The following is a 21,942-nucleotide window of genomic DNA, read 5'->3' as shown; positions in this document are numbered from 1 at the left end:
TGTATTTGCTTTCAATGCTTATTGAATGTTTATAATAATAACCTACCCCCGTGGTGTAATGGATAACACGTAAGATTCCGGTTCTTGAGATGGGAGTTCGATTCTCTCCGGGGGTGTAAATTGAATCGAGGTGGCCGTATGAGTGGCGAACTTGAGATCATTGAAGCTCCAGACAAAGTCTACAGTGATGACTTTGTCCGGGACGTATTTTACATTGCGATAAACAGTGGAAAAATACTGTTGGAAAATGGAGCGGAAACCTACCGTATTGAAGACACGATGGCGCGTATTGCGTCAAGCTACGGTATTGAAAATGCTCAGGTTTTTGTTACTCCTACGGTCATTATTTTTTCTATGAATGATTACGCACTGACACAGACTGTCCGCATAGAGGAACGTGCAAATAATCTGGAGAAGGTGGCCGGCATCAACAATCTTTCCCGGAGGATATCTGAGGGGTTGCCGCTGAAAAGAGCGATTAATCAGTTGGAGACAATCCATGAAGCACGGATGTTCCCATTCTGGCTGGTCATACTTTCCGGTGGTGTCATCGGTGTCATGTTCCTCTATCTGTTTGAAGGGGTCTTCGTCGACCTGCCGGCGGCATTCATCGGCGGCGCCGGCGGTGTACTCATATTGGAAGGTATACTCCGCTATACGAAACTCAAATTTTTCATAGAGTTCTTTGCAGCCTTGTTCATCGGTATCGTCGGTATCGTATACGTGGAATACGGCCCGGGTCAGATGCTGGATACTATTGTCATTGCGAGCGTCATGCCGCTGGTGCCCGGTGTGCTGATCACAAATGCGATACGTGAAATGCTCCGGGGGCATCTGCTGGCGGGGATAGTAAAAGGTGCGGAAGCGGCACTGACGGCCATTGCCATCGGTGCGGGTGTCGGTCTTGTATTCATGCTGTCATAGGAGGGAAGACCAATGATATATGTATATCAGTTGATTGCCAGTTTCTTCGCCTCCGCGGGGTTCGGCATACTCTTCAATGCACCGAGACGCGCATTGATCAGCTGCGGGGTCAACGGTGCTCTCGGCTGGCTTGTATTCTATCTTTTCCGTGAGGGCGGAACGGATCCTGTACTGGCCTCATACGCCGGTGCCATTTTACTGACTGCGATGGCACTGTTCAATTCCAGAAGAATGAAAATGCCGGTCATTATTTTCATTACATGCGGGATAATTCCGCTTGTTCCCGGCGGTACGGCATATGAAGCAATGCGCCATGTTGTCATGGACCAGTATATGGAAGCGCAAGGATTCGCCTTTGAAGCGGCTCTGGTATCAGGGGCCATTGCACTTGGGATAATCAGTACAGAAATGGCTGATTCTGTCATACAGTCAATAAAGAAAAAATTTAATGAGAAAGAGGCTTAGGCATGTTAGAGCTGGTTTATTATACAAGAAAGAACTGCAAGCTTTGCGAAGATGGCCGGGAACAGATCAAACTGGCATTGTCGGAACTGAGGTACAATAAAGTGAAACTGACGCCGGTTGATATAGATGAAGATGATGCGCTCCAGGAAGAATATATGGTCCGTGTCCCTGTTCTTGTGCATGAAGAGGAAGTAGTCCAGGAAGGACTCATCGATTTTGTGCAGGTATATGATTACTTAAAAGAATATTTGGGTAAAAGGTAAATATCGATTGGTTTTACCCAGTTAGAAATAATTGCATTTTTTAATATATATGCTATATTAATCATGTAGTTATTTTTTTGTCCCTGGTGGGACGGAAATGGTCTCACAGTGGCGAGAGGTGTTGATGCCCATGTGGCAGAGATTGTTGGACATTCAAAGGCGCATCGCTCCGGAAGCCATAGACGAGCTTTTAAAACGTTTCGAACTGCTGAAACGGATAGAAGCGAATCAGCCGATTGGCAGGCGGACACTTGCCAAAAAATTGGAACTGAGCGAAAGGATACTGCGCAGGGAAGTGGACAGGCTACAATCCCTCGGGTTAATCCTGATTGATAAAAGAGGCATAGCTGTCTCGCCGGCGGGTATTGAAGTAATGGAAGAATTATCTCCATACATCACGACAATTGACCGCCGGAGCGATCTTGCACGCGGACTCAGGGAGAAGTTCGGTTTGAAGGACTTTTTCATCGTCCGCGGAGATGCAGACGGCAACCCCGAACTTCAAAAGGAATTATCCAAACGGATGGCCGAAGAACTTCAGAAGATGTTTTTCAACGGCGCAGTCATTTCTGTAGCAGGCGGTTCGACGATGGCGAATGTAGGGAACTATCTGAAGCCGACGGAGCAGGAACTGCTGTTTGTTCCGGCGAGAGGCGGACTTGGAGAAGAAGTCGGCAATCAGGCGAATTCGATTGCAAGCCGTCTGGCAGTCGCAACAGGCAGTGCGCATAAAGTGCTGTATGCACCGGATAACGTCGGTGAATCCGTACTTGAATCGCTTAAACTGGAACCGGCAGTGAAAGAAGTGGCGAAGCTTAACCAGGCGTCGGATTTTGTAATCCATGGCATCGGCGAGGCATTTACGATGGCCAGACGACGGAATGTCGGACAGGATGTTCTTGAACAGCTTGAGCAAAAAGGAGCTGTAGGCGAGACATTCGGCTATTACTTTGATGCCGATGGCGATATTTTACGAAAAGTGAAAACCATCGGATTACAGCTCGAAGACTTGGAAAGCAAGCAGGCAGTTTTCGCAGTTGCAGGCGGCAGCAGCAAGAAAGAGGCAGTGCGGGCATATATGAAGATTGCTCCCAAGAACACATTGCTTTTCATCGATGAGACAATCGCAGAGTATTTGTTAAATAGTTAAACAGTTTATCTATATATCAAGGAGGCCATATATTATGGTAAGAGTAGCAATTAATGGATTTGGACGTATCGGAAGACTGGCAGCAAGAGTGATTCAGAATTATGACGACATTCAAGTGGTAGCAGTAAACGACCTGACTGACGATGATTTTCTCGCCCACCTCATGAAATACGATACAACTCAAGGTCGTTTTGAAGGCGAGCTCGAGCAGATCGAAGGCGGCTTCAAAATTAACGGACAGGAAGTAAAATCTTTCAACCAGAAAGACCCTGCACAACTTCCATGGGGAGACCTCGATATCGACATCGTGCTCGAATGTACAGGTTTCTTCACAGATGAGGAAGGCGCAAGAAAACACATCGAAGCAGGCGCTAAAAAAGTACTTGTTTCAGCACCTGGTAAAGGCAATATGAAAACAATCGTATTCGGTGTGAACGAAGATGTACTTGATGGTTCAGAAGAAATTGTGTCAGCAGCTTCATGTACAACAAACTGTCTGGCTCCTGTAGTGAAAGTACTGAATGACAAATTCGGACTGAATCACGGTCTTATGACGACAATCCACGCTTACACTGGCGATCAGAACACATTGGATGCACCACATCCGAAAGGCGACTACCGCCGTGCACGTGCTGCAGCGATGAACATCGTTCCAAACTCAACAGGTGCAGCTAAAGCAATCGGACAGGTAATCCCTGAGCTTGACGGTAAACTTGACGGTGGTGCTCAGCGTGTACCGGTAGCAACTGGTTCACTTACTGAAGTGACAGCTGTTCTTGATAAAAACGTAACAGTGGATGAAGTGAATGAAGCGATGAAAGCTGCGAATAACCCTTCATTCGGATATAACGAAGATGAGATTGTCTCCGCAGACATCATCGGTATTACACAAGGTTCACTGTTTGATGCAACTCAGACACGTGTGATGGATGTAGACGGCAAACAGCTTGTACGTGCAGTTGCATGGTACGATAACGAAATGTCCTACACTTCCCAGCTTGTAAGAACCCTTCATCACATGGTGACGAGCAAATAATTCTTTTTAATTCAGAACGGGCGGGGGAACCGCCCGTTTTTATTTTATTTAAATTTGAACAATGGGTATAATGGAATGGAATAAAAGTATAGGAGGCAAGGCGATGAAAAAAACTGTAGAAGATGTAGAACTAAAGGGCAAAAAAGTACTGCTTCGCGCAGACCTCAATGTCCCGATGTCAGATGGGACCATCACGAATGACAACCGCATTGTTCAGGCGCTCCCAACGATTGAATATGTACTTGACCAGGGGGGACGTGTCATTTTATTCTCCCACCTCGGAAAAGTGAAATCAGAAGAAGACAAGAAAGAACTGACACTTCAGCCTGTTGCTGAAAGTCTCTCTGAAAAATTGGGCAAAGAAGTGGTGTTCGTCCCTCACACAAGAGGTGAAGAGCTGGAACAGGCGGTCGACGCGCTCAAAGACGGGGAAATCCTGTTGTTCGAAAATACACGGTTCGAAGATCTTGACGGCAAAAAAGAAAGCGGCAACGATGAAGAACTGGGCAGATACTGGGCCTCCCTCGGCGATATTTTCGTAAATGATGCATTCGGCACAGCGCATCGCAGCCATGCATCCAATGTCGGTGTCGGTTCTAACATTGAAACAGTATCCGGGTATCTTATGCAGAAAGAGATTGATTTCGTCGGCGGTGCAATCGATGCACCTGAACGTCCGTTTGTGGCGATTCTCGGCGGTGCAAAAGTTTCTGATAAGATCGGGGTCATTGAAAATGTCCTGTCCAAAGCGGACAAAGTCATCATCGGCGGCGGCATGGCCTATACTTTCCTGAAATCCCAGGGTAAAGAAATCGGCAAGTCACTGCTGGAGGAAGACAAAGTGGAGCTCGCCGGCTCACTGCTTGAGAAAGCCGGGGACAAAATTGTTCTGCCTGTCGACGTTGTCGCAGCAGATGATTTCGCGGAAGATGCAGCCCATGAGACGGTTTCAGTTGACGAAATCCCGGCGGACAAGGAGTGTCTGGATATCGGAGAGGGCAGCATCAAGAGATTCAAGGAAGTGCTTGACGGCGCAAAAACTGTCGTCTGGAACGGACCGATGGGTGTCTTCGAAATGGAAGCGTTCGCCAAAGGAACGATCGGTGTATGCAAAGCAATCGCAGAACTGGAAGATGCGACAACGATCATCGGCGGTGGAGATTCTGCAGCAGCGGCAATGGATCTTGGCTACGCGGATGACTTCTCCCATATTTCAACAGGCGGCGGTGCTTCACTGGAATATCTTGAAGGCAAAGAACTGCCAGGTCTGACTGTCATAGACGACAAATAGTAACAAGAGAAATCAAATGATACTAGGAGGATGTATATGAGAACGCCATTTATAGCAGGTAACTGGAAGATGAACAAAACAGTTTCAGAAGGTGATGCATTTATTGATGCGCTCGGCAGTCTGCCAAAGAAAGATGAAGTGGAAAGTGCAATCTGTGCTCCATTCATCCATCTGCCGTCACTCGTTGCCAAAACGAAGGATTCAGAGCTCGGCATCGGTGCCGAGAACAGCCACTTTGAAGACAGCGGTGCATTCACAGGGGAAGTTTCTCCTGCAATGCTTGAAGACCTGGGTGTGGCCTATGTCATTGTCGGCCACTCCGAGCGTCGCGAACATTTCGCTGAAACAGATGAAACGGTTAATAAAAAAGCACATGCACTGCATGCAAAAGGTCTCGTACCGATCATCTGCTGCGGCGAGACAGATGAAGAACGCGAAGGCGGTGAGGCCGAGTCCCGAGTCAAAGATCAGGTGACGAAAGCATTGGACGGTCTTTCTCCCGATCAGGTAAAGACGTCAGTGATTGCTTATGAGCCGATCTGGGCGATCGGTACGGGCAAATCTGCAACAAGTGATGATGCGAATGAAATGTGCGGTGTCATCCGTAATACGGTTGCATCCCTCTATGATGAAGAGACATCTGAGGCAATCCGCATCCAGTACGGCGGTTCTGTCAAACCGGCCAATATTGAAGAATACATGGCGCAGGAACATATCGACGGTGCACTTGTCGGCGGTGCGTCCCTCGAGCCGGAATCCTTCACTGCATTGCTTGAAGGTGCTAAAAAATGACTGGACCGGTAGGACTGATCATCCTTGACGGCTTTGCCAACAGGGATGAAGTGAAAGGGAATGCTGTCAAAGCCGCCGACAAGCCGAACTTTGACCGCTTCTTCAATAAATATCCGCATAATGAACTCTCAGCATGCGGCCTAGACGTTGGACTGCCTGAAGGACAGATGGGCAACTCAGAAGTCGGCCACCTCAACATTGGTGCCGGACGGGTAGTCTATCAAAGTCTGACACGCATCAATAAATCCATTGAAGACGGTGATTTCTTTGAGAACGACACATTGCTTAATGCAATGGATCATGTAAATGCCAACGACAGTGCACTCCATGTCATGGGGCTGCTCAGTGACGGCGGCGTTCATTCCCATTATGAGCATATGTTTGCGATTCTTAAAATGGCCAAAGAAAAAGGGCTGAAAAACGTCTATGTCCATGCTTTCCTTGACGGCCGTGACGTGAATCAGGAATCCGCCCTCAATTACGTGAAAGAATCTGAAAAAAGGTTTGCAGAAATCGGCATCGGTGAATTTGCGACTGTGAGCGGGCGTTACTACGCTATGGACCGCGACCAGAGATGGGACCGTCAGGAAGCGGCGTATCAAACGATTTCCAACGGCGTCGGCACCCGCTTTAAAACGGCGGAAGAAGGTATACAGGCGAGCTATGATGAAGGCATCTCTGATGAGTTCGTCAAGCCGTTTGTCGTGTTCGGACACGATGATGATTACGACCACGGTGTAATGAACAATGATGCGGTGATCTTCTACAACTTCCGTCCGGACCGCGCAGCCCAGCTGTCAGAAGTCTACACGAACGAGGAATTCATGGGATTTGAAATCGATAAGAAATACAGCGATCTGAAGTTCGTTACATTCACCAAGTACAGTGACAATGTGCGGGCTGATGTTGTATTCGAAAAAGAGGATATCGTCAACACGATTGGTGAAGTGGCGGCAAAAGCAGGTAAAAAGCAGCTGCGTATTGCCGAAACTGAAAAATATCCGCACGTGACCTATTTCATGAGCGGCGGGCGCCATAAAGAGTTTGACGGTGAACGCAGAGCGCTTATTGATTCGCCGAAAGTGCCGACTTATGACCTGAAACCGGAAATGAGCGCATATGAAGTGCGGGACAGATGTATGGAAGAGCTCTCCAAAAAGGATCTCGATCTCATCCTCCTGAACTTCGCCAACCCGGATATGGTCGGCCACAGCGGCAAGCTTGAACCGACCGTCAAGGCAATCGAGGCGGTCGATGAGTGTCTCGGGCCGATCGTCGATGAAATCATCGCACAGGGCGGTACGGCAATCATTACGGCCGATCACGGCAACTCCGATGAAGTGACGTCAATGGACGGTGATCCGATGACTGCACATACGACGAACCCGGTACCGGTCATTGTGACAAAAGAGGGTGCTGATGTGAGAGACGGCGGAAAACTCGCCGACCTTGCACCGACACTCCTCGACTTGATGGGTGTTGAAAAACCTGAGGAAATGACGGGCGAAAGCCTGATCAGATAAAAGTTTGTAATATCTTTATTAATCCCGGATAATAAAATTATAAAACCAATTAAAAGGAGATCTGGATATGCCATTAATTACAGATGTTTATGCACGTGAAGTACTTGACTCCCGCGGGAATCCGACAATCGAAGTAGAAGTTTTAACAGAAAGCGGTGCTTTCGGGCGCGCACTGGTACCATCCGGTGCTTCCACTGGTGAATACGAAGCAGTGGAACTCCGCGACGGAGACGATACACGCTACCTGGGTAAAGGCGTAGAAAAAGCTGTTGAAAATGTCAACGAAAAAATCGGACCGGAACTGGTGGACGGCGATTTCAGCGTACTCGAGCAGGTTTCCATCGACAAGATGATGATTGCACTTGACGGAACAGACAACAAAGGTGAACTTGGTGCCAATGCAATCCTCGGCGTATCAATGGCTGTGGCGAAAGCTGCTGCAGATTTCCTCGGCATGCCGCTTTACAAATATCTCGGCGGATTCAATGCAGTTCAGCTTCCTGTACCGATGATGAATATCATCAACGGCGGAGAGCATGCTGACAACAACGTTGATATCCAGGAGTTCATGATCATGCCTGTAGGTGCGGAATCATTCAAGGAAGCACTCCGCATGGGTGCTGAAATCTTCCATAACCTTAAAAAAGTCCTGAACGAAAAAGGCTATAATACTGGTGTGGGTGACGAAGGCGGATTCGCTCCGAACCTTGGTTCCAACGAAGAAGCCCTGTCCACGATCATTGAAGCTGTAGAAAAAGCAGGCTACAAACCGGGTGAACAGATCCGTCTGGCTATGGACGCAGCTTCCAGTGAGTTCTATGATAAAGATACCGACAAATACGAACTTAAAGGCGAAGGCAAATCCTATTCTTCAGAAGAAATGGTCAACTGGTATGCAGAAATGATCGAAAAATACCCAATCATTTCAATCGAAGACGGACTCGATGAAAACGACTGGGAAGGTACAAGACTCCTTACAGAAAAACTCGGTTCAAAAGTGCAGCTTGTAGGTGACGACCTGTTCGTTACAAATACTGCGAAACTTGCACATGCAATCGAAGAAGGTGTCGGCAACTCCATCCTGATCAAAGTGAACCAGATCGGTACACTGACAGAAACATTCGAAGCAATCGAAATGGCAAAACGCGCAGGCTACACTGCAGTCATCTCACACCGTTCAGGTGAAACAGAGGATACGACAATTGCAGACATCGCAGTTGCAGTCAATGCCGGTCAGATCAAAACAGGTGCGCCATCCCGTACGGACCGCGTTGCAAAATACAACCAGCTGCTCCGCATCGAAGACGAACTCTTCGAAACAGCAAAATACGACGGACTTTCTTCCTTCTACAACCTGGATGAGAAGTAAGCAGCTTTTAGATCAGGCACACCTCCCGGGTGTGCCTTTTTTATGGGAATAAAGTTCACGACGTCCAGCAAAGGGGTTATCTGTCCTTCGCGGATATCGCGACGTCCAGCAAAGGGGTTATCTGTCCTTCGCGGATATCACGACGTCCATCAAAGGGATTATCTGTCCTTCGCGGAATCCCACGGTTCCCTTAAGGCCGGGTGTCCGCGCTTCCCCGAATCCGTTTGCAAATATACTCTAAATCTGTTAATATTCTTAGTGTTAATATTTATGGAGGGATTACCACATGCAAACACTTCTTGTTGTGCTACTGATTATCGTTTGTATATCTTTAATTGCAGTGGTATTGCTACAGTCAGGGAAAAGCGCCGGCCTCTCAGGTGCAATCGGTGGCGGTGCAGAGCAATTATTCGGTAAACAAAAAGCGCGTGGCATGGATCTTGTGCTCCACAGGGCGACAGTTATCCTTTCGCTTCTGTTCTTCATGATCATGCTGCTGCTGACATATTTAGGCTGATAGATCCACCCCCTAGCAATAGGGGGTTTTTATTTTATAAGTGGGAAATTTAACGTACAATGAAATTAATGAAGTGAAAGTAGGGTATAACTATGAAGATACAATTGCCAAAACCATTTTTCTTTGAAGAGGGAGAAAAAGCTGTGCTTCTGCTCCATGGATTCACCGGGAATTCATCGGATGTCAGACAGCTTGGCCGTTACCTTCAAAAACAGGGGATCACCTCCTATGCGCCGCATTATGAGGGGCATGCCGAACCACCTGAAAATCTTCTGCAGTCAAGCCCCCATGTATGGTGGTCCCAGGTGCTTGAAGCCTATGATTTCCTGAAGGAAAAAGGATATGAAAAAATCTTCGTTGCGGGTCTTTCTCTCGGCGGTGTGTATGCGCTTCGCCTGGCGGCTGAACGGGACGTGATTGGCGTGTCCACAATATGCAGTCCGATGTATCTGAAAGACCGTGAGACGATGTATGAAGGGGTGCTGGAATACGCCCGTGGTTTCAAGGAAATGGAAGGTAAGGGAGCGGAGACGATAGAGCGTGAGATGTCCCGCTTTGAACCGACTGGCATGCTGGATGAAATCCGTGATATGATCAGTCTTGTAAACGGTAAACTTGATGATGTGTTCGATCCGATTTTCGTCGCACAATCTGAAAAGGATGAGATGATCAACCCGGATTCTGCAAACATCATCTATGATGAAACTTCAACGGACGAAGATGAGAAAAAATTGAAGTGGTACCCTGAATCGGGCCACGTATTGACAATAGATGTGGAGAAGAAGGAATTATTCGAAGACCTGCATCATTTTATTAACCAGTTGGACTGGAACTAAGACAGGAGGCGTTTCCATGGGTAGCTACAGAGAAAAAATACTGGAAATCATTCAATCGGGCGATTATAAACCGATGACGATGGATGATTTCCAAAAAGAGCTTTCTGCATATGATTCGGATGACTTCAAGGAAATGGTCAAAGACATGGTTTCCCTTGAGGAAACCGGGGAAGTATTCAGAACGAAGAAAGACAAGTATATGAAGACAAGTGAAACGAACCTTGTAAAAGGGAAGCTCTCGATGCACAAACGGGGATTCGGGTTCCTCCGTCCCGAAGACTCGGAGCTCGAAGATGTTTTCATTCCGCCCAACGAAATCAATGGTGCACTGGATGGTGATACCGTCCTCGTGGAAGTACACAAATCGACAAGGGCCGGAGACGACAGTGATAAACAGGAAGGCTCGGTTTCCAGCATACTGACACGTGGAATTACACGTGTTGTCGGTGAATATAAACCGAGCAAAAACTTCGGCTTTGTTGTGCCGGACTCGAAAAAGATCATCGATGATATCTTTATTCCCAAAAACCAGAATCTCGGTGCCGTGGACGGACACAAAGTCCTCGTGGAAATCACGAAGTACCGTGAAGGGGAAGATAACCCGGAAGGGCATGTCATACAGATTCTCGGACACAAGAATGATCCGGGTGTGGATATCCTTTCAATCATATTCCAGCATGGTATCGAAATCGAATTTCCGGAAGAAGTGCTCAAAGAAGCAGAGCATGTGCCTGAAACGATTGAACCGGCGGAACTCGAAGGGCGCACGGATCTGCGTGACGAGTTCACAATCACCATCGACGGTGCGGATGCCAAAGATCTCGATGACGCCGTAGCGGTGAAGAAGCTCGGCAACGGTAACCATGAGCTTACAGTCAGCATTGCCGATGTCAGTTATTATGTCAAAGAGGATTCTGCGCTGGATATGGAAGCGTATGACCGTGCGACGAGTGTGTATCTGGTCGACCGGGTCATTCCGATGATTCCGCACCGCCTGTCTAACGGTATATGCTCGCTGAACCCGGATGTAGACCGTCTGACGATGAGCTGTCGCATGGAAATCGACTCCAGTGGAAAAGTCGTCAGTCATGATGTTTTCCAGAGTGTCATCCATTCCGACCGTAGAATGACCTATGACGCCGTCAATAAAATTCTGGTGGACGGGGATCAGGCGCTGATCAGTGAATTCAGTGATGTTTACCCGATGCTTCAGGATGCTGAAGACCTTGCGCAGATTCTCAGAAACAGGAGAGAAGCGCGTGGTGCGATCGATTTCGATTTCAACGAAGCGCAGGTGCTGGTCAATGAGGATGGCTCGGCAAGTGACATCGTTCTCAGAACACGCTCCGTCGGCGAGAAAATGATTGAGGAATTCATGCTTGCTGCCAACGAAACGGTTGCCGAGCATTTCCATTGGATGGAAGTGCCGTTCCTGTACCGTGTCCACGAAGATCCGAAAGAGGAGAAACTCAGACAGTTCTTCGAGTTCATAACGAACTTCGGCATCGTTGTGAAAGGTAAGGGCAATGAAATTCATCCGAGGGCATTGCAGGAAATCATCGAAGAAGTGGAAGGCCGGCCGGAGGAAATGGTCATCAGCACATTGATGCTCCGTTCCATGCAGCAGGCACGCTATTCGGAAGAGAACCTCGGGCACTTCGGCCTCTCCGCTGAATTCTATACACATTTCACTTCACCGATCAGACGTTACCCTGACCTGATCGTCCACCGTCTGATCAGAAAATATCTGATCGAGGGCAGGACGGACAGAAAAACAGTGGATAAGATGGCTGAATTCCTGCCGGATGCAGCGGAACATACGTCCGACAGAGAACGCCGTGCCCAGGATGCGGAGCGCGACACGGATGATCTGAAAAAAGCGGAATATATGCTTGAGCATATAGGGGAGACATTTGAAGGTGTCATATCCGGCGTGATGAACTTCGGTATGTTCGTGGAACTCCCGAATACGATTGAAGGGCTGGTCCACGTGTCGAATATGACAGATGACCACTACCAGTATCATGAAAGACATCTTGCAATTATCGGAGACCGGACAGGAAAAGTATACCGTATCGGTGATCCGGTCGAGATTGAAGTGAAGGATGTCAATCTGGCCGAAAAACTGATCGATTTCAAAGTAGTGGGAATGCCGGAACGGGCACCGAGACAGAGACGCGACCGTCCTGTGGAAATCAAAGCCAAAACCAAATCCGAGGGAAAAGGGAAAGGTTCAAAACAGGACAGCAAAAAGCACTTTGATAAAGGGAAAAGTAATAAAAAACCATTTTACAAAGGTGCGAAGCACGCGGCAAAAAAACGCAAAGGAAAGAAGTAATGGGCAATGAAAAAAACACATGACAAACCGCTTGCTCAAAATAGAAAGGCAAGCCATGATTACACTATAGAAGAGACGGTGGAAGCCGGGATTGAATTGAAAGGGACAGAAATCAAATCGATCCGGCGCGGTTCCGCCAACTTAAAGGATGCCTATGCCCGTGTATACAGAGGGGAGATGTATGTGTATAACATGCACATCGCTCCTTATGAGGAGGGCAACCGGTTCAATCACGATCCACTCAGGACACGGAAGCTTCTTCTCAAAAGGAAGCAGATCGACAAGTTGTACGGCATCTCCAAAGAGACGGGATATGCACTTATTCCGCTGAAGCTCTATATAAAGAACGGATTCTGTAAAGTGCTGCTCGGTGTCGCAAAAGGTAAGAAGAAATATGACAAGCGTGAATCGCTGAAGCAGAAACAGATGAAACGGGACATCGACCGGGCAATCAAAGACCGGATGCAGTAGAGGGGCAGCTTGATTTTGAAGCTGTTTTCTGCTATAATAGTTATTACGCCAATTGAGGTGTAACCCTTATAAATCCGGGGACGTTCCGGATTCGACAGGGGCTGTTTGGGCATTTTAAGCGTGCCGGAGGTATCGGCTCCGCAAAAACGATACTCAGTTTATAATAACTGGCAAACAAAACAACTTCGCAGTAGCTGCGTAATAGCGCTCTGCATCATCCCTTGTCGTTACCTGTGCGACCTGACCGGATGATTCAACTTTAGCAGGTTACGCATCCAGTCTTCCGTCTGCAGACTGGATGAAGAGACCAATCAGACTAGCATGGTATGTGGTTCGTCCATTACCGTCAGCCATGCGAATTCCAAATATGGACTACGCACGTAGAAAAAAATGTATCAAGGTCTCTGGACGCGGGTTCGACTCCCGCCGTCTCCATTAGATAATGCTTAACCCGAGCGGTTAGGCATTTTTATTTTTTTTCTTTTACAATGACGACAGATGCAGATGATGATACATCCAATTGATGATTTTTGTTTTCAAATCGCATTCTGACCATCCATTAAGTTATAATAGCGTTTCATTAATGCCGGAGGTAAAAACATGGAGAGTAACCTGAAACGTGCTCAAAAGGGAGCCTACCTGAGCCTGATCACATATATCATCCTTTCAATAGCCAAGTTCACAGCGGGTGTTCAGTTCAATTCTGCAGCCCTCAGGGCGGATGCTTTCAATAACATGACGGATATACTGGTATCCATCGCAGTACTGGTCGGCCTGAAGATATCATTGAAGCCGGCGGATAAAAATCATCCGTACGGACATATGAAGTCGGAGAACATTTCGACACTGCTCGTATCGTTCATCATCATGTTCGTCGGACTGCAGGTCATAATGGATAATTTCCCAAAATTGACGGAGGGCGATTATACAACACCCAATCCATTGACCCTGTGGATCAGCTTCATCAGCGGATTTATCATGCTGATGGTCTATTTCTATAATAACAGCCTGGCTAAAAAGACGAAGAGCAGCTCTCTGAAGTCCGCGGCAGTGGACAATCTATCCGACGGTCTGGTCAGTTTCGGCACAGGGTTCGGACTGATTTTCACCCAGATCGGCTTCCCCATCGCCGACCCGATACTGGCCGTTATCCTCGGCCTGCTGATCGTCTACACCGGTTTTAAAATATGCAGGGAAGCGATTTTCACATTAAGTGACGGCTTCCATGAGAAGGATCTGGAATTCTATGTCAATGACGTCATGAGAGTGGACGGCGTAAAAGGCGTCTCTTCAGTCAAAGGCAGATATCACGGTGACAGTGTGTTCCTCGATGTCACGATTTTTGTGGATAAGACCATCACACTTGATGAGGCACATGACATTTGCGATCAGGTTGAAAAATCTTTGAGTGAAGAAGGGGTCTATTCCTCTTATGTACATCCCGAACCCTATGAGGAAGACTGAAAGGCAGGTGCCGGCACCTGCCTTTTTTACATGGAAACATCCATATGGTAAATAAAAGCCCATGAAAAATCCGGAACCCCGACGGTTCCGGATGAACAGGTCCTACATCTTCTCTATATACTCTTTGATGGCAACCGCCTGGTTGTGCTTTTCATCTTTTGCGCCATAAAGCAGTGTCACATTGTGCCCGTCACTGTCTTTTTTGATTTCTTTCAACAGTTCTTTATGCGCATCAAGTTCCTTGAAATATTTCTTCCTGAACTCATCCCATTTATCAGCATCGTGATCGAACCATTTGCGCAGATCAGATGAAGGGGAGAGTTCCTTGTACCACTCGTCGTGATTCAGATCTTCTTTTTTCACACCTCTCGGCCAGACGCCGTCTACCAGATACCTCTTTCCGTCCTGCTGGGATTCATCATCATAGACTCTTTTGATTTTAAGCATTTTATTCACCTCGTTATGAATATGCCCTATAATAAAAAGAAACAAACAATGAATCGGTGCATATCCGTAATGATTCGATTGAAATTTACGCTTACATTCTATAATGTATATAAATAAACAGGAAAAATGGAGGCGCTTAATATGAAGATTAAAAATGTAACCATTGGCGAAGGTCAGCCAAAAGTTGTGGTCTCCTTTACAGGTCATTCTGCCGAGGAGGTACAGGCGGAAATTGAGGAAGCGAAGAAGAACAATGATAAATTTGATATAGTTGAAATCAGAAGTGATTCCTTTGATGCGATGAATCATGAAGACCATTTCAGACTTGTCGACAATATCATTGAGGAAATGGCAGACTGCCCGATCATATATACTTACCGTACCAACGGCGAGGGCGGGAGCGGAACGAAATCGGCAGCTGAATACCAAAGTCTGGTGAGCCATGCGATTGGGAATTGTGATATTGATATCGTAGATATCGAGTTCTTCATGTATGAGGATATCGTGAACCAGCTGATTGATGAGGCGAAAGAGAAAGGGGTTGCGGTATTACTCAGTCAGCATGATTTCCGGGACACACCGCATTTTGAAGAAATGATGGCGACTTATGAAAATATGTACGAGCGCGGCGGTGACATCCTGAAGCTCGCCTACCAGCCGGCGGGCGGACGGGATGTTCTGAGTGTACTGAGTGCAGTGCATGATGCACGCCGGAAATTCAACTGCCAGGTCGTCGGTATTTCCATGGGTGAGACCGGCAAGATCACACGGGTGGCCGGCGGAGTATTCGGTTCATGCATGACTTACGGCCATCTGGTCAATCAGGCGGCGCCGGGTCAGATTGGTGCAGGTATACTGAAAGAGTATTTGAACATATTCGAGGAAGACCGCTGAGTACACCCGGTTTCCATGAAAATGAAAAACCCGCAGCCGATGAGAGGCCGCGGGTGTTTTAAATCGTTCAATATCAGACATTCTCTTTCAGGAATTCAGTGACCGATTCCGGTGTTTTCGCATTTGCGGAATGCAGGTGCGCCAACTTCTCCCCGTTTTGGAAGACGAGCAGGCTTGGAATTCCCATTACGTCATTTTCCTCTGCCGCTTCCGGAATATCATCACGGTTCAGCTCGTACCAGTCAACGGTGTTGTATTCTTCCATGATCGGATCGATGAACATGTTCATCGCTGTACAGTCCGGGCACCATCCTGCGAAAAATTTGACGATGATCTTATCATCACTCTGTGTCTTTGCTTTAAAATCTTCATATTCAGTGATTGGTTCCATTGCCATATCAAATAGCTCCTTTTGCTTATCATGATTAAACATATTCTATCATCTTTTCATCTTTATATAAAATAGCCGGCTTGTATTTCTGTGTTTGCATTACATGTACATATAAAGGTATATTATAGGTAACACTAAATCTGGAGGATATTTGATGATTACACTTTACGAATACCCTAAATGCACAACCTGCCGCAAAGGCCGTAAATTCCTTGAGGAGAACGACGTTGAATTTCAGGCGCATGACATGGTGAAAGTTCCGCCATCCGAAGAAACATTGAAGGAAATCATTTCCAAGTCAGACAGGGAGATTGATGATTTCTTCAATAAGCGCGGTAAGAACTTCAAGGAGTTGGACCTTAAAAACCGGCTTTCAGCCATGTCGGATGAGGAGAAGATCGAAACGCTCTCGGGGGACGGCATGCTGATCAGACGGCCGCTTGCATACGATGGGCAGCAGGTGCTTCTCGGTTTCAAGGCCGACGATTGGCAAAAGGCTTTCCTCGGTTAGATTTACCTTGCTTAAATAGTGTGAACTATGAGATTATATAGTTGTAAAGTCAAAGGAGGTTATTATCGTGTCAACACCAAAAGATTTGAAGTACTCAGAAGATCATGAATGGGTGAAACAGGAAGATGGCAAAGTAAGACTCGGGATCACTGAATTCGCACAGTCTGAACTGGGCGACATCGTTTTCGTTGAACTCCCTTCAGAAGGCGATGAAATTACTAAAGGTGAGTCATTCGGCAGTGTGGAATCCGTTAAGACGGTCTCTGAGCTTTATGCACCTTTGAGCGGTACAGTAGTGGAAATCAACGAAGAGCTCGAAGACAGCCCTGAGCTTGTCAACGAATCTCCGTACGAAGGCGCCTGGATGGTTGTCATTGAGTTGTCAGATGAATCACAATTAGATAGCCTTATGGATGCAGACGCATATGATGAAATGGTGGATGCATAAACTGATGAACTCTGGACACTGTCTGGAGTTTTTTTGAAAATATAATACCAAGGGTGATAAATATGTATTTTTCCGATAAAGTGCTCATAGTTGAAGGTAAAACTGATAAGCGAAGAATCGAAGAAGTATTGATAGAACCTGTACAGATCATCTGCACCCATGGTACGATGGGAATCTCCAAACTGGATGAAATTCTCGACCAGCTTAACGGTTCTGATATTTATATCTTATCCGATGCGGATAAAGAAGGCCGGAAAATCAGAAAGTGGTTCAAAAAACATCTCAGTGAAAGCACGCATATCTATATCGATCCTAAATTCGGGGAAGTCGGCCGCTGTCCGAGGGACTATCTGGCAAATCTGCTGATGAGACACGAATTCTACGTTGATACGAGCCTCATTATGAAAGGTAAGTTTGGTAATGATGAAAGAAGAGATAAGCTCCCTGGATATTACCAGTCATATCCAGTCTGAAGATAAATTCATATTGTATGGATACGCACCAATATGTGCAAACTGTACAATAGCTGAACGCATGCTCGGCATCGTTTCGGAAATGAAAGGGTTCGATTATACTTCCATCAACCTGAATTTCCATAAAGATCTGATTGAAAAATATCAGATCAGATCCGCCCCCGCCCTGCTGTTTTTCAGCCGCGGCGAGCTGGTCAGGGAAGTATACGCGTTCCAGTCGGTCACTTACCTTTCGGAAGTGATAGAGGAATTTATGGTTGACCGATAGGTTTTAAAATGATAATATTATTAACAATCTAATAAAGAAATACTCTTATCAAGAGTGGTGGAGGGATAGTGCCCTGTGAAACCACGGCAACCGTCTTTGGACAAGGTGCCAATTCACTGATCAAAAGGTCAAAGATGAGAAGCTCGGAATGAAATCCAGCAGCCTGCTCATTATCTGAGCAGGCTTTTATTTTTATGAAGTCAGGATGATTACGCATGATTGATATAAGGAATGTCACAAAAATATTCAAAACAAAAAGTTCTGATATCCAGGCTGTCGATGACGTCAGTATGAATGTCACCCAGGGTGAAATATTTGGTGTCATCGGCTATTCCGGTGCAGGTAAATCGACGCTGATCAGACTATTGAACGGCCTCGAGCTGCCTTCTTCCGGCGATGTGGTGATTGGAGAAGATGTAATCAGCAAAATGTCCAAACCGGACCTGCGGAAGAAACGCCAGAAAGTCTCCATGATATTCCAGCATTTCAACCTGCTCTGGTCCCGTACGGTTGCTGAAAACATCAGCTTCCCGCTTGAAATCGCAGGAGTCCCGAAGAAAGAGAGGCAGAAAAGAGTGCAGGAACTGGTTGAACTCGTCGGCCTCACCGGCCGTGAAGACAACTATCCGAGCCAGCTCTCCGGCGGACAGAAGCAGCGTGTGGGCATTGCGCGGGCACTGTCCAATGAACCGAAAGTCCTTCTGTGCGATGAAGCAACAAGCGCACTGGATCCCGAAACGACTGACGAGGTCCTGGATCTGCTGGTGAAGATCCGGGATGAGATGAACTTGACAATCGTTCTGATCACCCATGAAATGCATGTCATACGTAAAATCTGCGACCGCGGGGCGGTGATGGAGAACGGCAGGATCGTTGAAACCGGCCCGGTATTGAAACTGTTCCAGAATCCGGAGCACAGCGTGACGAAACGCTTCGTTAAAGATGATATCAATGACGAAGAGACAGCACTTTCCTTCGATGAGGTCAGGGAACTGTTCCCGACATCACAAATACTTAAATTCGGGTTCGTCGGTTCACAGTCGAAAGCGCCCATCGTTTCCCAGGTCGTTAAAAAATATGATCTGGACCTGAATATACTGTCCGGCAACATCAAGCGGACGAACAATGAATCATACGGACATCTGTATGTGGCAATCGATGTGGACGACGATACGCTTGAACGTCTGAAAACGGAACTTTCCGACCACGACGTTACAGTGGAGGTGGAAGACAAATGAATGAAATGATCAAAGAACTCACAACCATGTTCTCTTTTGAAAACGTAAAGTGGGACGCGGTATGGGAAGCGACATATGAAACGCTGTATATGACAGTCGTCGCCACAGCATTCACCTTCATATTCGGTATCATTTTGGGAATCATACTCTTTCTGGCCTCGAAAAGCGAAGTCAAAGCCAGCAAGCCCGTCTACGGTGTCACGGCCTTTCTTGTAAACCTGTTCAGGGCGATTCCGTTCATCATACTGATCATCCTGCTGATTCCATTCACGAAAGTGCTGATGGGCACCATCATGGGGCCGAACGGTGCAATACCCGCACTGATAATCGGATCGGCACCGTTCTATGCCAGGCTGGTGGAAATCGGACTGAAGGAAATCGACAAAGGTGTCATTGAAGCGGCGGAATCCATGGGCGCAGGTACATGGACCATCATCTGGAAAGTGCTGCTTCCGGAATCCATGCCGGCACTCATTTCAGGCATCACAGTCACGGCGATCATGCTCGTCGGTTCAACCGCAATCGCCGGTGTCATCGGTGCAGGCGGACTGGGTAACCTTGCATACATGGTCGGTTTCACAAGAAACCAGAGTGACGTCACACTGGTTGCAACGATAGTAATACTGATTATCGTCTTTATCATACAGATTGCGGGGGATTTCTTCTCCAAAGCTGTGGATAAACGGTAGTCTCCATATAAAAAACAATTAAGGAAGAGGGTATGTTTTATGAAGAAGTTCTTATTACTGCTTACTATGTCACTGTTTGCCGTCATTCTGGCTGCATGCGGAAGCGGTGGTTCAGAAGAGGAATCAGCTGAAGAAGGCGGAGAAAATGCAGAAAACGCGCAGGAGGACGGCACGCTGAAAATTGCAGCTTCCCCGTCACCGCATGCTGAAATTCTGGAAGAGGCAGCTGCGCTTCTTGAAGAGGAAGGCATAGAGCTCGATATTTCAATCGTCAATGACTATACAACGCCAAACCGTCTGCTCGCGGATGAAGAAGTCGATGCGAACTTCTTCCAGCACACACCTTATCTTAAGACGGAATCAGAATCACACGGCTACGAACTCGCAAGTGCAGGGAACGTACATATCGAACCGATGGCCGTTTATTCACAGGATTATGATTCCCTGGAAGACATTCCTGAAGGTTCAACGATTCTCGTATCAAACAACCCGGCAGAAGAAGGCCGCTTCCTGTCATTCTTCGTGAATGCGGGCCTCATTGAAATAGAGGAAGGCATCGACATCGAGGATGCGACATTCGACGACATTACTGAAAATCCGAAAAACCTTGAATTCAATAATGAGACAGCACCGGAAATGCTCGTTCAGATGTATGAAAACAATGAAGCACCGGCAGTCATCATCAACTCCAACTTCGCACTCGACGGCGGATTGAATCCACAGGAAGATTCAATTGCGCTTGAGGACAGCGAATCACCATATGCCAACCTTGTGGCTGTACGCGAAGGTGATGAGGATCGTGAAGACATCCAGAAACTGATGGAAGTGCTCCAGGGCGATGAAATCAAGCAGTTCATCGAAGAAAACTATGAGGGTGCAGTTATCCCGGCAGAATAAAAACCCGTATCCCGATGGTCAGCCGACTGTCGGGATATTTTTTTGGAAGTTTAGGAAGCACGGATAGAGGAATAATGTAATAAGCAGCCACGCAAGGGAGCAGAGACATATGAGAATATTCACTATCGGACATTCAGTCCATTCAAAAGAGAGATTATTGGAAATGCTTAAGTATGCAGAAATCCAGTTTGTCGCAGACGTCCGGGCATTCCCGGCCAGCCGCAAACATCCTCAATTCAAAAAAGAGAACATGGAGGAGTGGCTCGACGAAGCGGGCATTGCCTACAGGCATTTCCCATTGCTTGGCGGCAGACGCAATCAGTCGAGGCTTGTGGGCGATGAACTGAATGCCGGCTGGAGAAACCGCTCTTTCCATAACTATGCGGACTATACATTGACTGATGAATTCAAAGAAGGGCTGGATGAGCTGAAAAGGGAAGCGGAGGAGAGGAACGTCGCCTACCTATGCTCAGAACGCCATCCTGCCAGATGCCACCGGATGATCATCAGCAACAAGCTTAAGGCGGATGGCTGGGACGTAGAGCATATCATCGAAGATTCAGAGGATGAAACCGAATTGATGGAACACGAACTCGGCAGATGGGGGGCCATGCCGATCATAGAAGAGACCGGTGCGGTCGTGTATCCGAAACTGTAAAAGACAATACTTGAAAAGAAGGATAACCCTTCGGTCTGGACTGGCCGTGGGTTCTTTTTAATGCGGTGAAAAATCATGCCATTTAATTGGAGTTGGGCTATCACTAAGTAAACCTGGGAAACATTGTGGAGAGACTCTATAATATACATTTATAAAATAACCTGTTGTGAGGGTGAAATATGGTTTGAAATCCCTCTCGATAAATAACTTTTTAGAACGAAGACACCCGCTCATTACTGATCTTTACTGCATTTTATTCTTTTGAATTACAGCAATGATATAAAATGATTACCATCTTATATAAGATTTCACCAGAAGCTATTTAAAATGCGGCAAGCATATAAAACAGGTGTTTTTAGATTACATATGCATATACATCCTGATTGGTGTAAAATTATCCTAAAAAATATTTTTGATGAACTTACTGTAAATACTCGAATTTGCTGATAAAGAACCAAAAGAATTCATTAGCTTAAATTTTAAAATTTTACTTAATTATGAAGTGATATATAACAAAAAAGCCTTTATAAAAGCTTTTCCAGAAGTTATATGTGAAATGTATATAAAAATTAATATGTAGTAAAATTTC

The 21,942-nt window shown here is 46.7% G+C and carries 25 protein-coding genes, 1 tRNA gene, 1 other RNA gene and 1 riboswitch; of the genes, 25 read left to right on the top strand and 2 right to left on the bottom strand.

Annotation, left to right across the window (positions count from 1 at the left end):
- The first annotated feature begins 44 nt into the window (after nucleotides 1-44).
- The 16 genes from BM271_RS09715 (at nucleotide 45) to BM271_RS09640 (ending at nucleotide 14,439) form a co-directional block, all read left to right on the top strand.
- Nucleotides 45-116, top strand: a tRNA-Arg gene (locus tag BM271_RS09715).
- A 4-nt stretch (nucleotides 117-120) separates the two neighbouring features.
- Nucleotides 121-924, top strand: a complete 804-nt coding sequence (locus tag BM271_RS09710; RefSeq protein WP_234960534.1) for a threonine/serine exporter family protein — start codon at nucleotides 121-123, stop codon at nucleotides 922-924.
- A gap of 12 nt (nucleotides 925-936) precedes the next feature.
- The gene (locus BM271_RS09705) at nucleotides 937-1,389 is read left to right on the top strand and encodes a threonine/serine exporter family protein (RefSeq protein WP_046789422.1); all 453 of its coding nucleotides are present in this window, start codon (nucleotides 937-939) and stop codon (nucleotides 1,387-1,389) included.
- A 2-nt stretch (nucleotides 1,390-1,391) separates the two neighbouring features.
- Complete coding sequence (locus tag BM271_RS09700) at nucleotides 1,392-1,652, top strand: glutaredoxin family protein (RefSeq protein ID WP_046789423.1); 261 nt, start codon at nucleotides 1,392-1,394, stop codon at nucleotides 1,650-1,652.
- 130 nt (nucleotides 1,653-1,782) lie between these two features.
- Nucleotides 1,783-2,802 (top strand): sugar-binding transcriptional regulator, encoded by a 1,020-nt coding sequence (locus BM271_RS09695; RefSeq protein WP_046789424.1) that lies wholly within the window; start codon nucleotides 1,783-1,785, stop codon nucleotides 2,800-2,802.
- Between the two features lie 31 nt (nucleotides 2,803-2,833).
- Nucleotides 2,834-3,838 (top strand): type I glyceraldehyde-3-phosphate dehydrogenase, encoded by a 1,005-nt coding sequence (gene gap, locus BM271_RS09690; RefSeq protein WP_046789425.1) that lies wholly within the window; start codon nucleotides 2,834-2,836, stop codon nucleotides 3,836-3,838.
- Between the two features lie 103 nt (nucleotides 3,839-3,941).
- Entirely contained in the window at nucleotides 3,942-5,129 is a 1,188-nt protein-coding gene (locus BM271_RS09685) for a phosphoglycerate kinase (RefSeq protein ID WP_046789426.1), read from the top strand.
- 36 nt (nucleotides 5,130-5,165) lie between these two features.
- A complete protein-coding gene (tpiA, locus tag BM271_RS09680) occupies nucleotides 5,166-5,921 on the top strand; it encodes a triose-phosphate isomerase (RefSeq protein WP_046789427.1) in 756 nt (251 codons plus the stop codon).
- On the top strand, nucleotides 5,918-7,444 hold the full coding sequence (gene gpmI, locus BM271_RS09675; RefSeq protein ID WP_046789428.1) for a 2,3-bisphosphoglycerate-independent phosphoglycerate mutase: 1,527 nt from the start codon (nucleotides 5,918-5,920) through the stop codon (nucleotides 7,442-7,444). The genes tpiA and gpmI overlap by 4 nt, the downstream gene beginning before the upstream one ends.
- A 67-nt stretch (nucleotides 7,445-7,511) precedes the next feature.
- Nucleotides 7,512-8,813 carry a phosphopyruvate hydratase gene (gene eno, locus BM271_RS09670; protein WP_046789429.1) on the top strand — a complete coding sequence of 434 codons (1,302 nt, stop codon included), beginning with the start codon at nucleotides 7,512-7,514 and terminating at the stop codon, nucleotides 8,811-8,813.
- A 286-nt stretch (nucleotides 8,814-9,099) separates the two neighbouring features.
- A complete protein-coding gene (gene secG / locus BM271_RS09665) occupies nucleotides 9,100-9,330 on the top strand; it encodes a preprotein translocase subunit SecG (protein WP_046789430.1) in 231 nt (76 codons plus the stop codon).
- Between the two features lie 92 nt (nucleotides 9,331-9,422).
- On the top strand, nucleotides 9,423-10,166 hold the full coding sequence (locus tag BM271_RS09660) for an alpha/beta hydrolase (protein WP_046789431.1): 744 nt from the start codon (nucleotides 9,423-9,425) through the stop codon (nucleotides 10,164-10,166).
- A gap of 16 nt (nucleotides 10,167-10,182) precedes the next feature.
- Nucleotides 10,183-12,504 (top strand): ribonuclease R, encoded by a 2,322-nt coding sequence (rnr, locus tag BM271_RS09655; RefSeq protein WP_046789432.1) that lies wholly within the window; start codon nucleotides 10,183-10,185, stop codon nucleotides 12,502-12,504.
- Nucleotides 12,505-12,510: 6 nt separating this feature from the next.
- On the top strand, nucleotides 12,511-12,975 hold the full coding sequence (smpB, locus tag BM271_RS09650; RefSeq protein WP_046789433.1) for an SsrA-binding protein SmpB: 465 nt from the start codon (nucleotides 12,511-12,513) through the stop codon (nucleotides 12,973-12,975).
- Between the two features lie 76 nt (nucleotides 12,976-13,051).
- Nucleotides 13,052-13,413: a transfer-messenger RNA gene (gene ssrA / locus BM271_RS09645) on the top strand.
- Nucleotides 13,414-13,575: 162 nt separating this feature from the next.
- Nucleotides 13,576-14,439, top strand: a complete 864-nt coding sequence (locus BM271_RS09640; RefSeq protein WP_046789434.1) for a cation diffusion facilitator family transporter — start codon at nucleotides 13,576-13,578, stop codon at nucleotides 14,437-14,439.
- Between the two features lie 102 nt (nucleotides 14,440-14,541).
- Here the strand turns inward: BM271_RS09640 and BM271_RS09635 are convergent, their stop codons facing one another.
- On the bottom strand, nucleotides 14,542-14,886 hold the full coding sequence (locus tag BM271_RS09635; RefSeq protein WP_046789435.1) for a DUF488 domain-containing protein: 345 nt from the start codon (nucleotides 14,884-14,886) through the stop codon (nucleotides 14,542-14,544).
- Between the two features lie 141 nt (nucleotides 14,887-15,027).
- Between BM271_RS09635 and aroD the strand changes: the two genes are divergently transcribed.
- On the top strand, nucleotides 15,028-15,780 hold the full coding sequence (gene aroD / locus BM271_RS09630) for a type I 3-dehydroquinate dehydratase (RefSeq protein ID WP_046789436.1): 753 nt from the start codon (nucleotides 15,028-15,030) through the stop codon (nucleotides 15,778-15,780).
- Nucleotides 15,781-15,853: 73 nt separating this feature from the next.
- Here aroD and BM271_RS09625 read toward each other — a convergent pair whose 3' ends face one another.
- Nucleotides 15,854-16,171, bottom strand: coding sequence for a thioredoxin family protein (locus BM271_RS09625; protein ID WP_046791411.1), 318 nt, complete (start codon nucleotides 16,169-16,171; stop codon nucleotides 15,854-15,856).
- A gap of 154 nt (nucleotides 16,172-16,325) precedes the next feature.
- Here BM271_RS09625 and BM271_RS09620 point away from each other — a divergent pair, with 154 nt between their 5' ends.
- The 8 genes from BM271_RS09620 (at nucleotide 16,326) to BM271_RS09585 (ending at nucleotide 21,353) form a co-directional block, all read left to right on the top strand.
- Nucleotides 16,326-16,682, top strand: coding sequence for a Spx/MgsR family RNA polymerase-binding regulatory protein (locus BM271_RS09620; RefSeq protein ID WP_046789437.1), 357 nt, complete (start codon nucleotides 16,326-16,328; stop codon nucleotides 16,680-16,682).
- A gap of 67 nt (nucleotides 16,683-16,749) precedes the next feature.
- Nucleotides 16,750-17,130 carry a glycine cleavage system protein GcvH gene (gcvH, locus tag BM271_RS09615; protein WP_046789438.1) on the top strand — a complete coding sequence of 127 codons (381 nt, stop codon included), beginning with the start codon at nucleotides 16,750-16,752 and terminating at the stop codon, nucleotides 17,128-17,130.
- A gap of 62 nt (nucleotides 17,131-17,192) precedes the next feature.
- Nucleotides 17,193-17,603 (top strand): toprim domain-containing protein, encoded by a 411-nt coding sequence (locus BM271_RS09610; RefSeq protein WP_046789439.1) that lies wholly within the window; start codon nucleotides 17,193-17,195, stop codon nucleotides 17,601-17,603.
- Nucleotides 17,551-17,871, top strand: coding sequence for a thioredoxin family protein (locus BM271_RS09605; protein ID WP_052749811.1), 321 nt, complete (start codon nucleotides 17,551-17,553; stop codon nucleotides 17,869-17,871). The genes BM271_RS09610 and BM271_RS09605 overlap by 53 nt, the downstream gene beginning before the upstream one ends.
- A 42-nt stretch (nucleotides 17,872-17,913) precedes the next feature.
- A riboswitch (SAM riboswitch) is annotated at nucleotides 17,914-18,012 on the top strand.
- Nucleotides 18,013-18,086: 74 nt separating this feature from the next.
- Nucleotides 18,087-19,109 carry a methionine ABC transporter ATP-binding protein gene (locus BM271_RS09600; RefSeq protein WP_046789440.1) on the top strand — a complete coding sequence of 341 codons (1,023 nt, stop codon included), beginning with the start codon at nucleotides 18,087-18,089 and terminating at the stop codon, nucleotides 19,107-19,109.
- Nucleotides 19,106-19,798, top strand: coding sequence for a methionine ABC transporter permease (locus BM271_RS09595; RefSeq protein WP_046789441.1), 693 nt, complete (start codon nucleotides 19,106-19,108; stop codon nucleotides 19,796-19,798). The genes BM271_RS09600 and BM271_RS09595 overlap by 4 nt, the downstream gene beginning before the upstream one ends.
- A gap of 39 nt (nucleotides 19,799-19,837) precedes the next feature.
- Entirely contained in the window at nucleotides 19,838-20,695 is an 858-nt protein-coding gene (locus BM271_RS09590; RefSeq protein WP_046789442.1) for a MetQ/NlpA family ABC transporter substrate-binding protein, read from the top strand.
- 109 nt (nucleotides 20,696-20,804) lie between these two features.
- Nucleotides 20,805-21,353, top strand: a complete 549-nt coding sequence (locus BM271_RS09585; protein ID WP_046789443.1) for a DUF488 domain-containing protein — start codon at nucleotides 20,805-20,807, stop codon at nucleotides 21,351-21,353.
- The last annotated feature ends 589 nt before the right edge of the window (nucleotides 21,354-21,942 follow it).

The sequence above is a fragment of the Salinicoccus halodurans genome, from assembly GCF_900114445.1.
GTDB classification, from domain to species: domain Bacteria; phylum Bacillota; class Bacilli; order Staphylococcales; family Salinicoccaceae; genus Salinicoccus; species Salinicoccus halodurans.
The sequence above is the reverse complement of the archived record's forward strand: the minus strand, read 5'-3'. Positions and strand labels throughout refer to the sequence as shown.

Coding starts and splice junctions, on each gene's coding strand:
- BM271_RS09705 (WP_046789422.1), top strand. CDS start 937: ATGATATATGTATATCAGTTGATTGCCAGTTTCTTCGCCTCCGCGGGG.
- BM271_RS09700 (WP_046789423.1), top strand. CDS start 1,392: ATGTTAGAGCTGGTTTATTATACAAGAAAGAACTGCAAGCTTTGCGAA.
- BM271_RS09695 (WP_046789424.1), top strand. CDS start 1,783: ATGTGGCAGAGATTGTTGGACATTCAAAGGCGCATCGCTCCGGAAGCC.
- BM271_RS09685 (WP_046789426.1), top strand. CDS start 3,942: ATGAAAAAAACTGTAGAAGATGTAGAACTAAAGGGCAAAAAAGTACTG.
- tpiA (WP_046789427.1), top strand. CDS start 5,166: ATGAGAACGCCATTTATAGCAGGTAACTGGAAGATGAACAAAACAGTT.
- gpmI (WP_046789428.1), top strand. CDS start 5,918: ATGACTGGACCGGTAGGACTGATCATCCTTGACGGCTTTGCCAACAGG.
- eno (WP_046789429.1), top strand. CDS start 7,512: ATGCCATTAATTACAGATGTTTATGCACGTGAAGTACTTGACTCCCGC.
- secG (WP_046789430.1), top strand. CDS start 9,100: ATGCAAACACTTCTTGTTGTGCTACTGATTATCGTTTGTATATCTTTA.
- BM271_RS09660 (WP_046789431.1), top strand. CDS start 9,423: ATGAAGATACAATTGCCAAAACCATTTTTCTTTGAAGAGGGAGAAAAA.
- rnr (WP_046789432.1), top strand. CDS start 10,183: ATGGGTAGCTACAGAGAAAAAATACTGGAAATCATTCAATCGGGCGAT.
- smpB (WP_046789433.1), top strand. CDS start 12,511: ATGAAAAAAACACATGACAAACCGCTTGCTCAAAATAGAAAGGCAAGC.
- BM271_RS09640 (WP_046789434.1), top strand. CDS start 13,576: ATGGAGAGTAACCTGAAACGTGCTCAAAAGGGAGCCTACCTGAGCCTG.
- BM271_RS09635 (WP_046789435.1), bottom strand. CDS start 14,886: ATGCTTAAAATCAAAAGAGTCTATGATGATGAATCCCAGCAGGACGGA.
- aroD (WP_046789436.1), top strand. CDS start 15,028: ATGAAGATTAAAAATGTAACCATTGGCGAAGGTCAGCCAAAAGTTGTG.
- BM271_RS09625 (WP_046791411.1), bottom strand. CDS start 16,171: ATGGAACCAATCACTGAATATGAAGATTTTAAAGCAAAGACACAGAGT.
- BM271_RS09620 (WP_046789437.1), top strand. CDS start 16,326: ATGATTACACTTTACGAATACCCTAAATGCACAACCTGCCGCAAAGGC.
- BM271_RS09610 (WP_046789439.1), top strand. CDS start 17,193: ATGTATTTTTCCGATAAAGTGCTCATAGTTGAAGGTAAAACTGATAAG.
- BM271_RS09605 (WP_052749811.1), top strand. CDS start 17,551: ATGATGAAAGAAGAGATAAGCTCCCTGGATATTACCAGTCATATCCAG.
- BM271_RS09600 (WP_046789440.1), top strand. CDS start 18,087: ATGATTGATATAAGGAATGTCACAAAAATATTCAAAACAAAAAGTTCT.
- BM271_RS09595 (WP_046789441.1), top strand. CDS start 19,106: ATGAATGAAATGATCAAAGAACTCACAACCATGTTCTCTTTTGAAAAC.
- BM271_RS09590 (WP_046789442.1), top strand. CDS start 19,838: ATGAAGAAGTTCTTATTACTGCTTACTATGTCACTGTTTGCCGTCATT.
- BM271_RS09585 (WP_046789443.1), top strand. CDS start 20,805: ATGAGAATATTCACTATCGGACATTCAGTCCATTCAAAAGAGAGATTA.